Source organism: Bifidobacterium sp. RTP21102st3_E2_RTP21102_210122, assembly GCF_040916945.1.
Classification (GTDB): domain Bacteria; phylum Actinomycetota; class Actinomycetes; order Actinomycetales; family Bifidobacteriaceae; genus Bifidobacterium; species Bifidobacterium longum.
In genome coordinates this window covers 290,573-303,210 of sequence record NZ_JBCPAN010000001.1, presented here as the reverse complement: position 1 = coordinate 303,210, position 12,638 = coordinate 290,573, and the positions used below count along the sequence as shown (strand labels likewise).

General features: G+C 59.2%; 14 protein-coding genes. 11 read left to right on the top strand and 3 right to left on the bottom strand.

Annotated features, from left to right (window positions below; genetic code table 11):
- Window positions 1-123: 123 nt before the first annotated feature.
- Window positions 124-318, bottom strand: coding sequence for a cold-shock protein (locus tag AB5287_RS01365; RefSeq protein WP_368220417.1), 195 nt, complete (start codon window positions 316-318; stop codon window positions 124-126).
- A 229-nt stretch (window positions 319-547) separates the two neighbouring features.
- A complete protein-coding gene (locus AB5287_RS01360) occupies window positions 548-1,231 on the bottom strand; it encodes a LytR C-terminal domain-containing protein (RefSeq protein ID WP_007055622.1) in 684 nt (227 codons plus the stop codon).
- Window positions 1,232-1,346: 115 nt separating this feature from the next.
- Between AB5287_RS01360 and AB5287_RS01355 the strand changes: the two genes are divergently transcribed.
- From AB5287_RS01355 to AB5287_RS01310, 10 genes are all read left to right on the top strand, one after another.
- On the top strand, window positions 1,347-2,036 hold the full coding sequence (locus tag AB5287_RS01355; RefSeq protein ID WP_007055621.1) for a uracil-DNA glycosylase: 690 nt from the start codon (window positions 1,347-1,349) through the stop codon (window positions 2,034-2,036).
- Between the two features lie 39 nt (window positions 2,037-2,075).
- Entirely contained in the window at window positions 2,076-3,155 is a 1,080-nt protein-coding gene (locus AB5287_RS01350) for a MoxR family ATPase (protein ID WP_007053183.1), read from the top strand.
- Complete coding sequence (locus AB5287_RS01345; protein ID WP_007053182.1) at window positions 3,152-4,102, top strand: DUF58 domain-containing protein; 951 nt, start codon at window positions 3,152-3,154, stop codon at window positions 4,100-4,102. The genes AB5287_RS01350 and AB5287_RS01345 overlap by 4 nt, the downstream gene beginning before the upstream one ends.
- An 8-nt stretch (window positions 4,103-4,110) precedes the next feature.
- Complete coding sequence (locus AB5287_RS01340; RefSeq protein ID WP_007053181.1) at window positions 4,111-4,653, top strand: hypothetical protein; 543 nt, start codon at window positions 4,111-4,113, stop codon at window positions 4,651-4,653.
- Entirely contained in the window at window positions 4,650-5,708 is a 1,059-nt protein-coding gene (locus AB5287_RS01335; RefSeq protein ID WP_007053180.1) for a VWA domain-containing protein, read from the top strand. Before AB5287_RS01340 ends, AB5287_RS01335 begins: the two co-directional genes overlap by 4 nt.
- Window positions 5,705-6,736, top strand: coding sequence for a VWA domain-containing protein (locus AB5287_RS01330; RefSeq protein WP_368220413.1), 1,032 nt, complete (start codon window positions 5,705-5,707; stop codon window positions 6,734-6,736). Before AB5287_RS01335 ends, AB5287_RS01330 begins: the two co-directional genes overlap by 4 nt.
- 101 nt (window positions 6,737-6,837) lie before the next feature.
- Window positions 6,838-7,335, top strand: coding sequence for a DUF6466 family protein (locus AB5287_RS01325; RefSeq protein ID WP_007057165.1), 498 nt, complete (start codon window positions 6,838-6,840; stop codon window positions 7,333-7,335).
- A 269-nt stretch (window positions 7,336-7,604) separates the two neighbouring features.
- Entirely contained in the window at window positions 7,605-7,925 is a 321-nt protein-coding gene (locus AB5287_RS01320; RefSeq protein ID WP_007057193.1) for a hypothetical protein, read from the top strand.
- A complete protein-coding gene (locus tag AB5287_RS01315; protein ID WP_008782718.1) occupies window positions 7,922-9,526 on the top strand; it encodes an alpha/beta fold hydrolase in 1,605 nt (534 codons plus the stop codon). Before AB5287_RS01320 ends, AB5287_RS01315 begins: the two co-directional genes overlap by 4 nt.
- 266 nt (window positions 9,527-9,792) lie before the next feature.
- Window positions 9,793-10,158 carry a hypothetical protein gene (locus AB5287_RS01310; protein WP_007053174.1) on the top strand — a complete coding sequence of 122 codons (366 nt, stop codon included), beginning with the start codon at window positions 9,793-9,795 and terminating at the stop codon, window positions 10,156-10,158.
- Between the two features lie 134 nt (window positions 10,159-10,292).
- Here AB5287_RS01310 and AB5287_RS01305 read toward each other — a convergent pair whose 3' ends face one another.
- Window positions 10,293-10,934 carry an ECF transporter S component gene (locus tag AB5287_RS01305; RefSeq protein WP_007053173.1) on the bottom strand — a complete coding sequence of 214 codons (642 nt, stop codon included), beginning with the start codon at window positions 10,932-10,934 and terminating at the stop codon, window positions 10,293-10,295.
- A 132-nt stretch (window positions 10,935-11,066) separates the two neighbouring features.
- Here AB5287_RS01305 and purB point away from each other — a divergent pair, with 132 nt between their 5' ends.
- A complete protein-coding gene (gene purB / locus AB5287_RS01300; RefSeq protein ID WP_007053959.1) occupies window positions 11,067-12,503 on the top strand; it encodes an adenylosuccinate lyase in 1,437 nt (478 codons plus the stop codon).
- Window positions 12,504-12,638 lie beyond the last annotated feature (135 nt).

The following is a 12,638-nucleotide window of genomic DNA, read 5'->3' as shown; positions in this document are numbered from 1 at the left end:
GACATTAGCACTCGCGCCCGCCGAGTGCCAACACCATCGGCGGCGATTGCGCTTTGGGCATGAAAAAGCCCCAACCGTCGAAACGGTCAGGGTCTTCAATGCACATCCTTGCGTGCGTGTTGCTCACTCGGAGCGGGCTTCACCCGAAGACAGCTTGACAACATCCTTTGCCTGCGTGCCTTTGCCGGACGAAGCGGGCGTATACTCCACGCGATCGCCTTCGTACAGCATTTTGAACTTATTGGTGCTGCCGTCGTCCGGCTGGATAAACCCGAACCCCTTCTTGGCAAGGAAGAACTTCACGGTACCTTGTGCCATATCTGGTCTTTCCTTTGTTCCCTTGGGCGTCGCGACACAAAACCTATAGGGAACGTAGAAAGAACCGCATCGCGCTCCCCCTACCTCGCGACTAGATGACGATTGTACAGTGACGAGGGAACAATCTCAACCGCAGTGGCACATTTTCGGTACGAATTATTCCATAGGCGTGAGAACGCTCACAGTTTTCGATGTATTTCTCGCCGATATCAGGGGCGCATCAACAACGCTAGTTGAGCAACACCACCGTAATGGGAACGGCGAGTCCTTGCACCTGCTCCACAGCCGAAATGCCAAGCGTGGTCGCCACATCCTCAGCGGTGGCCTTATCGGTCTCATTCTGATACCACACCACGGAAGAAGCCGGCAATGTGCCGCTCGGATTGGTCGCCTCGACACTGGTGTAACCGGCGGTCTGCAGCACATCGGCCTGCTGACCCGCATATCCTTGGATTCCTGTGGCGTTGACCACACGCACCTGCGTGGCCTTATTCACAGTCGCGATGGCTTCGGACTGCTGAGACTGCTGATCGGAGTTTTGATTCTCATTCGAGGATGTCGTGTCACTGTCGGTATCGGACTTTGCCGAATCCGAAGTCGAGTCCTTGGACGAATCGGTCGAAGTGGACGAGGAATCATCCTTGGTGCTGTTCTTGGTCTCAGCCTTGCTGGACGAATCGGACTTGGACGTGGTCGCCGTCTGGGACGATCCTCCCACTACATTCTTGTATTCTCCGGAAATCCATGCCCAGGCCCCGACACCGCACAGCGCGGCCACCAGAATAACGACGATGAACGGGCAGAGGCGGGCCATTACCGAACGAGCGCCACGGTGAACTCCCACCGGTCCCTTCGGAGGATTGTCGAAGGAATCCGGTTCATAGGATTCGTAGGTCATCGTGTCGCGTGCCATAATCGCCCTTTCTTCCTATCAAAACTACCCATGAGTGTAATCGGCAAACAACTCATCAGTCCACCACACCACGCCCCATGCACCGGATATGCACGTTTGACTACAGTGGTGAGTCATGATCAAACCATTGAGCGAACTGGTAGAGCCAGGGTGGGCCCATGCCTTGGCCGACGTGGAGCCCACCATCCACCATATGGGCGATTTTCTTCGTGCGGAAAACGCCGCCGGGCGCCCGTGGCTGCCGGCAAGCCACAATATTCTGCGCGCGTTCACCATCCCGTTCGATTCCATCAAGGTGCTGATTGTCGGCCAGGACCCCTACCCGACCCCGGGTCACCCGGTGGGTTTGAGCTTCTGCGTGGCGCCAAATGTTCACCCGCTGCCGAAAAGCTTGGTCAATATTTATAAGGAATTGGTTGACGACCTTGGGGTGCCCATGCCCACCAACGGCGATCTGACACCGTGGACGGAACGTGGGGTGATGTTGCTCAACAGATGTCTGACTGTCGGCGTCGGGCGGCCAAATTCGCATCAGGGCAAAGGCTGGGAGGAAGTCACCGAGGCCGCGATTCGTGCGTTGAACGCGCGCACGGACGCCGACGGCAAGCCCCAGCCGCTGGTGGCGATTCTCTGGGGGCGTAATGCGCAAAGCCTCGAGCCATTGCTGACCAATGCCTTCATTATCAAATCGCCTCATCCGAGTCCGCTGTCCGCTTCCCGCGGATTCTTCGGCTCCAAACCATTCTCCAGAGCCAATCAAGCCCTAGTCACCATGGGTGCCGACCCGGTGGATTGGACTCTTTAGGCAGGCCAACAGTCATTGTGAGTAGTTACAGTGGGGGGCATGACTTTGTTCCCCACGCAACCGAACATACCTTCGCCGACCACCGCCGCACGACCGGTCGCCGTTCCCGCGCCCGGCGTGTCGGCTCCGCTGGGTGCCGATGACGCCAAACGCGCACGTATCCTGGCCGACGCCATTCGGGCGAGGTTCGCCCAGACACTGGTGGGTCAGGATAATCTACGCGAATCGCTTATCGTGACCTTGGTGGCCGGCGGGCATATTCTTATCGAATCCGTGCCGGGCTTGGCCAAGACCACGGCCGCCCAGACGCTCGCCACCTGCGTATCCGGCTCGTTCAAGCGCGTGCAGTGCACTCCTGATCTCATGCCATCTGATCTGGTGGGCACGCAGGTCTTCGATTTTGCGTCGCAGAAGTTCACCACGCAGATCGGTCCGATTCACGCCAATTTCGTACTGCTGGACGAGATCAACCGTTCGAATGCCAAAACCCAGTCCGCCATGCTTGAGGCCATGGCCGAGGGTGCCACGACCATCGGCGGGCAGCGTATCGCCTTGCCCAAGCCGTTCATGGTGATCGCCACCGAGAATCCGATCGAGGAGGAGGGCACGTTCAACCTGCCCGAAGCCCAGATGGATCGTTTCATGATGAAGGCCGTCATGACCTATCCTTCGCCCGACGAAGAGGCTCGGATGCTGGCCATGCTCACCCGCCGCGGCTCCGATATGATCGGTCCCGACACCATCACCGGCGAACGCATTTCCGTGTCCGACGTTGATTTTTTGCGCAAGGCGGCACGCCGCGTGCATGTTTCCGACGCGATCATGCGTTATGCGGTCGATATCACCGCCACGTCACGAGGTGCCGGCTCCCGCCCCATCAAGGGACTGTCGTCCTTGGTGCGTTTGGGCGCCTCGCCGCGCGCCACCATCGCCTTGACCCGTATCGGCCAGGCGAAGGCGTTGCTGTCCGGGCGCGACTATGTGGTGCCCGAGGACCTCAAGGCGTTCGCTCATGAGGTGCTGCGCCACCGTATTATGCTGACGTTCGAGGCACTGGCCGATGGCGTGGTCAGCGATCAGATCGTCGACAAGATCGTCGAAACGGTTCCTGTTCCGTGAGTTCCGATTCCGTTCGCAAGAAGATCGAGGCCCTTGGCACTCAGCTGAGCCTGCCTACCGTAAGGAAGGCTTTGGGCGCGCTGGAGGGCGAACACGCATCCGGGCGTCGCGGCGGCAGCGGCGATGCGATGGATGTGCATGCCTATGAGCCAGGCGACGAATCCCGTCTTATCGATTGGAAGACCAGCGCCCGCCAAGGCCGCCCCATGGTGGTCGAGCGCGAGCGCCTGTCGACGTCACGGGTCTGGTTGCTGATGGACGTGGGCCTGGAGATGACTGGCGTATGCCCTTCCGGAGAACGCGCATGGCAGGTTGCCGCCAATGCGCTGCGTATGTTCGCCGCACTGTCGTTGCGCCGGTCGGACGATATTTCGCTGGTGTTCGGCGATGAGTCCAGTATCACCCGCGTGCCGTTCAACGGTGGGTTCGCGCAGTTCGAACGCACGCTGGACAAGGCGCTTGACCGTGATTGGGATCATCACCGTAATATCGACGCGCTGCTGGAATATGCGCGCCGTATCAAGGATCGCGAGGCATTGATCGTATTGGCCACCGATGAGCATGCGATGGAGGAGCGGCATATCACCACGATCCGTCGTATTACCCGCACCCATCCGATGGTGCTGATCGATGTGGCGACGATGAATCCGTTCAAGGCCGTCTCATCCCGCCACGCTCCCACCGACGGCTTGAGTGCACGGCGTGTGCCGGCATTCCTGCGCAACGCCAAGGCAGCGGCCGAGGTCGATACTCATCGCGCGTATATGGCCGCGGCTTTGGAACAGGAGCTCACCCGTGCCGGTTCCCATATCATTCGATCCGCATCCAGCGAATCCATGTTCGATCGTTTCGTCGCCCTGGTGTCCCGGGCATTGGCCCGCACCACACGCAATAGACTGGGTACTGCACCCGAACTGGTCGGACTGACTTTGGCTGGTGATCTATGATGCACAGCATGTTCCCCATCATCCCGCTCGCCACTGATCCCGGCGATCTCAGGCCCGTGGAGTCGTTGGCCTTGACCACTCCCCTGGTGGTGGCCATCGTCGCATGCCTGTTGCTGGCGGTAGGTCTGATCGCGTTGATCATCATGCTGTCTCGCCCCGCACGCAAACCTCGGAACAGCGACCGCGCGCGTGGCGCTCATAGCAATGCCAGCTCCAAGGCCGAGTGGCGTGCCCGCATCGACGATGTGGTGGCCCGTCATGAATCCGGAGCACTGCCCCGGCATGAGGCTTTCGTCGAATTGTCCGTCATCGCCCGTGATTTCGCCGGTGCCGCATCAGGCAAGGAGCTTAGTTCCAGTACGCTGACCGATTTGGCGTACCTGAATCGCACGCCCGCGAATCGCCAAGGATTGGACGCATTGAAGCAGACCATTGGCGCGTTGTATCCACCGGAATTTGCCGATGATGCCCGCAACCGAATCGCCCAGACGACCAGCGTGCAGCAGGCCGCCGAGTGGGTGGCGAATCTGGTGGAAAGGTGGCGTTCATGATGCTGGCATGGCATTGGCCTTGGGCCGCTCTGGCCGGCGTCTTGGCGACGCTGGCGATTATCGTGCTGATTGTCGTGTTCGCCCGCCGTAACGCCGCCGACGACACCCCTGTATTCTCGATGGACGACGATCTCAATACCGAGCACGCTTCCCGCCTGTTCCGTCAATGGCGCGCTTTGGGCCGTCTCGCCATCAGCGTGCTGGTGCTTGCGCTGGCGCTGGCCATTGTGCTGGTGGCTCGCCCCAGCCAAGTGGATGCCGGTGACGAACGCGCTTCCAGCCGAGATATCGTCCTGTGTCTGGATGTGTCGGGGTCCACGCTCCCCTATGATCGCGAGGTCATCGACACCTATTTGGAACTGGTCAAGCATTTCGAGGGGGAACGTATCGGTTTGAGTATCTTCAACTCGACCTCACGCACGGTGTTCCCGCTGACCGACGACTACGAACTGGTCACCAAACAGTTGACCTCCGCCAGCAAGGCGCTGAAAGGCGTCGAGTCGCAGGATGACATCGATAAGATGTCCGATGCCGAATATCAGGACATCGCCAATTGGCTCGAAGGCACGCAGAACCGCAAGGACGCCACCTCCTTGATTGGCGACGGCGTGGTGTCTTGCGCGGCGATGCTCCCCGGTTTCGCTTATGGCGAAGCCAATCATGCGAATGCCGACCGTCAGCGTGCGGCATCCATCGTGCTGGCCACCGACAACGTCGTGTCGGGCAAGCCCACCTATTCGCTGACCGAAGCGTTGGATTTGACCCAGCAGACCAAAATCACCGTGGACGGCCTGTATTCCGGGCCGAAAGCCAGTGAATCGGACCAAACCACAACGGATATGAAGTCCGCGATCGAGTCGCATGGAGGCATCTTCCTCACCCAATCGAATGGCGCGTCGATAGATGAGCTGGTACGGGATATTCAGTCGCGTAGAGATACGGATGTGGAGAACAAGGCGAAATCCTCGATGGTGGACGCTCCCGGTCTGTGGACGCTTGCTCTGGCCGTGATACTCATTATCTGGATCGTATGTGCATGGAGGTTGAGGCGATGAACGGATTCACCTTCTCCCCCGCCTTGGGCTGGGCCGCCGGCGGACTGCTGGCGGCCGGGCTCGCCGTACTGGCCATTCTCGAAATCGCATTATTTGTTCGTCGCCGTGCTTCCAGTGACGAGACCGTGTGGGCTTGCATACGACGTACGCTTATGCTGCTCATCGTCGCGGTGATGGTACTGACTCCCAGCGTGGTATCGTCTACCACCTCACAGGCCATCAATGCCACCGACGTCATTGTGGCGGTGGATACCACCGGGTCGATGGCGGTGGCCGACGCCACATACGGGTCCGAGAAGACCATTACCCGCATCGATGCCGCACGCCAGGCCGTGCATGATGTGACCGCCGCTTATCCGGACGCCAGTTTCGCGGCGTTACGGTTCGGTGCTTCGGGGACGCTTGATGTGCCGCTGACCCCGGATGCGCCGGCCATCGATAATTGGGCCAACACGTTGGCGGTGGAAGCCACATCCGTGTCGGCGGGCTCCAGTCTGGATGCTCCGATCGATCAATTGCTGCTGACCGTGAAGTCGATTCGTGAAGCGCACCCGGATGATGCGATTGTGCTGTACCTCATCACTGACGGCGAACAGACCTCGAATGTGACGCGTCGTACGTTCTCGTCACTGCGCCAGTATCTCAATGATGGGTTTACCGTGGGCGTCGGCTCGACCGAGGGCGGCAAGATTCCCGTCATCGCCGATGGCGTCAGTGCCGGCGATTCCAACACCACGGACCACTGGGTGGTCGACCCGGATACCGGCGAACCCGGCATCTCCAAGATGGATGAGAAGAACCTTAAAGACATTGCCGACGAGATCAGTGGCACGTATGTGGCCGTGAACGCTTCACAGACTTTGGCGGATTCGGTTTCGGCCAAGTCGTCGAAGCAGTGGCGCATGACCACCACGGTCAGGGAACGCACACGCACCACGCCGGTGGTATGGCCGTTGGCCATTGCGTTGGCGATATTGCTTGCCATGGAAGTCGGTGCATGGATCGCAACCTCAAGGAGACTGCTGTGAGAAACAGTAACGAAATCCACGAGAACGATGGCTCGGCGAATACTCGGATGCGGGCGAAGTGTCCGCTTTGGGCACGTATCGTCCTGGCTTGTGGCGCCGTATTGCTGTTGCTGGTTGCCGGCGTGGCGGCAGTAAACCTGTCCGCTTCGATTACGTTCAATCAGGCCACCGCATCATTGAACGCCAATATCAAAGCGGCTCAGGACGAGTCCACGGATATCACCACGCTCAAGGCGCAACAGCAGCAGACCGACGCGCAATTCGACGAGGCCGGGCGAATGCGCACGCTTCTGTTGCCGCAAGTCAAGGACGCCATCGACACCAATGCTTCGATTTCTTCCGAGCTGACAAAGATCACCCTGAAACAGGCCGAGGCGCAGAACAGCGGTTCCGATTCCGGGCAAGCCCAGTCGGCACAGCAATCCGAGAATTCTTCATCCAATGCCAAAAAGGGCGGCGCGTTGACCGACGAACAGAAGAAGCAGGTCGAGGAGCTGATGAAGGCCAATCAGCAATCCACCGATACCCAGTCGAACACCACCCAATCCGAGCAGAAAGCGACGCAGAACAAGGGTACCGGGGCTACCAAGCCGTGGTAAGCAGTCGTTCACAGTTGTTCTTTTTTCTCACACCCTCACGGGTCATGGCTTTATCGCGGCTGTTTCCCGGTTTCGGCTGTCGGCTTTGGCATTTATCCAATTTTCGATAGGCCATGGCTGATCCAAGGTATGTCCAAACAGGCTATTTGTGGATAATCGTTACGACTATGCACAACACTTGGGGATAACTTCACCCAAAATCGGCAAGCTAGAACCACATTGGTCGTTCCGGCTGGACAAGCATGAGTCTTGTCCTTTTAGCTGGATATATGAATACCTACACCAGCAACCCAGCACCCATCGATCCCACCGGCGGCTTTGCCGGCAATACGGTGACGCCGTTCGATTACGGCACTTGCCCTTGCCATGCGGCGGTACAGCGTAGTCGCGACCTCGTGTCCGTCCAGCGTGCGGCCACACTGGCGCAATCGGACCAGACGGCGGTGGCCGTGAACCGCTCCAGCAACATCGTGTGGACCGGTAAAGCCGCCGATCTATTCCGATCGCGGCTCAGTCGCACCGCACAGTATTCGGCCAGTCTCGCGCAAGACATGGAGACCACCCACCGATTGGCTTGGGGGTCATCATGAGCGAGCACGATTACTGGCAAGTGGAATCGTCCGTTTACGGCGGAGTGGGATATGCGCCAGCCACTCTTGAAGAATATGTCGTCATAGCCAAGGCTCTCGATGACGAGGCGGCAGGATTTGCGGCCATAGCCACGGCTTGGGAATCGGCCGCATTACAGTTGCAGTCACATCGGCATAGTGCGCCGATGTGCGTCACCTTGCAGTCGGGCGATCCGAGCGCCGTTGTTCCCGGCCATGTCACTGCACCATATGCCGCGCTGGGCAATCGGTGTTATGACCATGCAACGGCATGTCAGCGGTTGAGCGATGATCTGCGTGGCGCGGCCGATCTGCTGATTCGCGCACACTCTCTGTATTCTCAGGCGGAGATGACGGCTCGGCGCATGTTTACCGAATTATTGCAGGCCGGCACACAGGCCAAACCGGGATATGCCGCGGTGGGTGTTGCCGCTGTGGCGGCGGGCGGCTTTCTGGCCGGCTGGACTATTGACGGCAAACCGAATTCGGCATGGATGTCCACGTTCACCTATCCGTTCCAGGAAGGAGTGCTTAGCGGCGCGGGCGGAATCATTGGCGGCGTACCTATCGGCAAGAGCATTGCGCACACCGATGAGGTCAACAAGGCTGCGGGGAAAATCGCCAATTTCTCCGGCCCGGCGAAAGACGTCGTCCAAGGCAATCATCTGGACGTGCGCGAGGTGCAGGCGAATGCCGACGTTGTCCGCGCAAGCGGATCGGTGGCCGAGTCAATGGAGAATCTGCGCAGGCTCGCCGAAGAGCGGCTCGGCAAAATCGAGCTGAACAGCGGACTCGAATATGGGACCATCGCCATTCAACGCTATGAACGATCTGATGGAACCAACTCCTGGCTGGTCACCATCCCGGGTACCGATGGACAGCCTGACTCACCATTTGGCTGGGCGCAGAACGTGGAACTGATGAGCGCCGATCAGGAGCGCCGCAGGAAAGCGGACAGCGCTCGCATGGTTGCCGAGGCGATGCGTCAGGCAGGCATCGGCAAGGATGAGCCCGTGGCGCTGATCGGCCATTCCCAGGGCGGTATCGTTGCCGCCACGCTTGCCTCGGATTGGGCGGAGGAATATACCATCGAGCATGTGGTGACAGCCGGATCGCCGGTGGCCAATCATCCGATTCCGCAACGCACGTGGGTCACCAGCGTGGAAATCGATGATGAACTGGTCGCCGCACTGGATGGTGCCGCCAACCCGGTCACCGATAACTGGCTCACCGTACAAGGGCATGTATCGCCCGCGCCCGCGGCAACACCATCCACAGTGCATTCGGACGGCTCATGCACTCCCGGCGCAACGCCCATCACCGGTCTGACCCCATATGACGCCGCACCCGTGGCTGGTTCGACCAACGGCAGGGAGTTGTCGCACTGGATCAAATACCATCAGGCCGCCTATCAGAACGCCACCGACCTCGGCTCCCCCGCCGTGCAACGCCACGAAGCCCATTTCCAGGAAGTTATCAACGGAGAGCTCAAGGAAACCCGCTACTACCAAGGCCGCATGACCCAGTCCGCGACCATTGCCCCTAGCGAGCGAACCACCGAGTTCAGCACGTTCGGCGGTTAAAAGTAAATACCACACTTGACAGAGTTGTCAAGAAAGGAGTTAACAATATAATGACGAGTAGGAGATGGCTCATCAAACTGATGAAGCAAGCGGCAGAACGCAAGAATGTCACGTTTGAAAGTATCAGGCAAGGAGGGAGTCATGAGATATTCCAACTCGATGGACTTATGATTCCCCATCCCACGTCATAACGAAATCGACAACAACCTCGCGAACATCATTTGTAAGGAAGCAGAAGCCAAACTCGGGAAAGGCTGGTATCAGCAGTGAAAACATATCAGGTCATCGTTCGTCCTGGCGAAAAATACTGGATTCTTGAGATTCCCGGTATCGGTTTCACGCAGGCAAGAACAACAGCAGAGATTGAAAGTATGGCACGCGACCTTATCACCGTCATGACACAAGATGCTGATTTCGCACTCACCGTAGAGACAAAGCTGCCGCAATCCGTGCAGGAGCATCTTGATGAAGCTCGGCGACTGCGCAAGGAAGAAGCGGAATGCAGATCGAACGCAGCGCGGGAAACTCGCGCCGCAGCACAAGAACTACATGGCATGGGTCTCGCCCTACAGCAAATAGGCGATATACTCGGGGTCTCACGGCAACGGGCACATCAACTTGTCAATGCTTAGCATCAATCGGCTACCCCACAATGCAATCACCGCAGAGACGCGGCTAGCGCCACTTTCCCGGGATTGTTGCGCTAGCATGCCCGAAACCCCCTCTATCAGCGCAACATTCCCGGGAAAGTGGCGCGCAAAGAGTGTCAGGCGCGTCGCTCGATGAGTGCGCGGCCGGATGCGAGGCGGTCGAGCACACCGGTTTTGGCGATGGCCAGCATCAGATACCAGGCCATCACGCCGCTGATAAGCACGCCGCCGGTGACCTCGGAAATCATGTGCACAATGCCACGCGGGCTGACGAATGACACACCCACGTAGCGAAACAGCATCAGATATGTGCCGTATTCCAAGGCGACCAACGCACCGGATGCAATGGAAATCGGCAGATTGAACATGCGGTAACGGGTCAAGGCGAACGGAATCTCAGCGAAAACACCTTGCAACAGCGCCGAGATAATCACGAAGCCCAAATCGAACTGGCTACCAATCACCGTTTCGACCAGCGTGCCGATAAGGTTCACGTACAGCGCCGCTCCGGGTTTGCGCAGAATCAGCACCGCCAGCGTACCGGAGAAGTACCAGACGGCGTGCACGATGCTGGCGAAACCGGGCAGAATCGCGCCGAATACCGAAGAGATCGGCATGTACGCGAAGTTGAATCCCCAGAAGATCACGCCGCAGGCCGCACCCAGCGTGGCACCGACCGCGATATCCAACGGCTGCCATTTCAGTGACGATACGGCAATCGGACGTTTCGGAAGAGTATGAATGGTGGTTGCAGGCATGGTGATCTCCTAGCCTTAAAGGCCGCACACAGTAATCGAACCACGGGCGTTCCTTGACCTGTGCGGCTCGGGCGGGAACGCCGCACCACAGTATAGCCGCTCGGTTCACGGCTGGAAGTACCCTTGGAGGTTATGAAGCTTACCGATATTTCCCCCGCAATCGCATTGACCCCGCTCGACGGCCGTTATCACAAGGCCACCGCCCCGCTCGTCGAATACATGAGCGAACCTGCCCTGAACCGCGAACGCATGCGTGTCGAAGTCGAATGGATGATTCTTCTGGCCAACGGCTTTGAGGGCAACGGCAACCAGCCGATCGTTGACGGCGTCAAGCCGTTCACTGCCGAAGAGCAGGCCTTCCTGCGCGCCATTCCCGAGGACTTCGGCGCCGAAGGCATCAAGCAGCACGCCGCTCATGAGGCCATCACCCACCACGATGTGAAGGCCGTGGAGTACTACATCGATGATCAGATCGACAAGGCTCCGGCCGAGCTGACCAACATCAACGACGAGCTGAAGACCCTCGTGCACTTCGCCTGCACGTCCGAAGACATCAACAACCTCTCCATCGCCCGTTGCGTCAAGAACGCGATGGAAAACGTGTGGACCCCGGAGTTCAAGCGCATCATCGACCACCTCGCCGGCAAGGCCGAGGAATTCAAGGATATGCCGCTGCTCTCTCTCACCCACGGCCAGCCGGCCACGCCGACCACACTCGGCAAGGAGCTCGCCGTCTACGTCTACCGTCTGAACCGTCAGCTCAAGCACATCGAAAACCAGGAGTACCTGGGCAAGATCAACGGCGCGACCGGCACGTTCGGTGCCCACTTGGCCGCATGCCCGGATGTCGACTGGATCGCTGTCTCCCGCGAGTTCGTCACGAACCGCATGGGCCTGACCTGGAACCCGCTGACCACGCAGATCGAAAGCCACGACTGGCAGGCCGAGCTGTACTCCACCGTCTCCCACGCCAACCGCATCATGCACAACCTGTGCGTGGACGTGTGGATGTACATCTCCCGCGGCGTGTTCGCCCAGGTGCCGGTCAAGGGTGCCACTGGTTCCTCCACCATGCCGCACAAGGTCAACCCGATTCGTTTCGAGAACGCCGAAGCCAACTTCGAGATCAGCTGCTCGCTGCTCGACACCCTCTCCGCCACGCTGGTGGAATCCCGTTGGCAGCGCGATCTGACCGATTCGACCACCCAGCGCAACATCGGTTCCGCGCTCGGCTACTCCTTGCTCGCCCTGACCAACCTCATGGGCGGCCTTGAGTCCATCCACCCGAACACCCACGTCATCGAGCGTGAGCTGGATGAGAACTGGGAGGTGCTTGGCGAGCCGATCCAGACCGCCATGCGCGCCTGCGAGCTCAAGGGCCTGCCGGGCATGGATAAGCCGTACGAGAAGGTCAAGGAGCTTATGCGCGGCCACACCATCAACAAGGAACAGGTCGAGCAGTTCATCGACCAGCAGTCCTTCGACCCGGAAACCGCCGCTCGCTTGAAGGCTCTGACCCCCGCCACCTACACCGGTGTGGCCAGCCAGCTCGTCGCTTTCGGCCGCTGAGATAGGCGCGATGCGAGTCTCTCGAGTCTCTTGAGTCCCTCGAGCCCCTCGAATCCCTCGCATCCACCACACTACTGCGCTGAGTCACAAACCGAACCGCAAACTGAACCGAACAAGGACAGGCGTCAGGTAACC

What these genes read in the sequence shown, in the direction of transcription:
- AB5287_RS01305 (WP_007053173.1), bottom strand. Translation starts at nt 10,934, where the DNA reads ATGCCTGCAACCACCATTCATACTCTTCCGAAACGTCCGATTGCCGTA.
- AB5287_RS01320 (WP_007057193.1), top strand. Translation starts at nt 7,605, where the DNA reads ATGAATACCTACACCAGCAACCCAGCACCCATCGATCCCACCGGCGGC.
- AB5287_RS01340 (WP_007053181.1), top strand. Translation starts at nt 4,111, where the DNA reads ATGTTCCCCATCATCCCGCTCGCCACTGATCCCGGCGATCTCAGGCCC.
- AB5287_RS01350 (WP_007053183.1), top strand. Translation starts at nt 2,076, where the DNA reads ATGACTTTGTTCCCCACGCAACCGAACATACCTTCGCCGACCACCGCC.
- AB5287_RS01365 (WP_368220417.1), bottom strand. Translation starts at nt 318, where the DNA reads ATGGCACAAGGTACCGTGAAGTTCTTCCTTGCCAAGAAGGGGTTCGGG.
- purB (WP_007053959.1), top strand. Translation starts at nt 11,067, where the DNA reads ATGAAGCTTACCGATATTTCCCCCGCAATCGCATTGACCCCGCTCGAC.
- AB5287_RS01355 (WP_007055621.1), top strand. Translation starts at nt 1,347, where the DNA reads ATGATCAAACCATTGAGCGAACTGGTAGAGCCAGGGTGGGCCCATGCC.
- AB5287_RS01330 (WP_368220413.1), top strand. Translation starts at nt 5,705, where the DNA reads ATGAACGGATTCACCTTCTCCCCCGCCTTGGGCTGGGCCGCCGGCGGA.
- AB5287_RS01360 (WP_007055622.1), bottom strand. Translation starts at nt 1,231, where the DNA reads ATGGCACGCGACACGATGACCTACGAATCCTATGAACCGGATTCCTTC.
- AB5287_RS01315 (WP_008782718.1), top strand. Translation starts at nt 7,922, where the DNA reads ATGAGCGAGCACGATTACTGGCAAGTGGAATCGTCCGTTTACGGCGGA.
- AB5287_RS01335 (WP_007053180.1), top strand. Translation starts at nt 4,650, where the DNA reads ATGATGCTGGCATGGCATTGGCCTTGGGCCGCTCTGGCCGGCGTCTTG.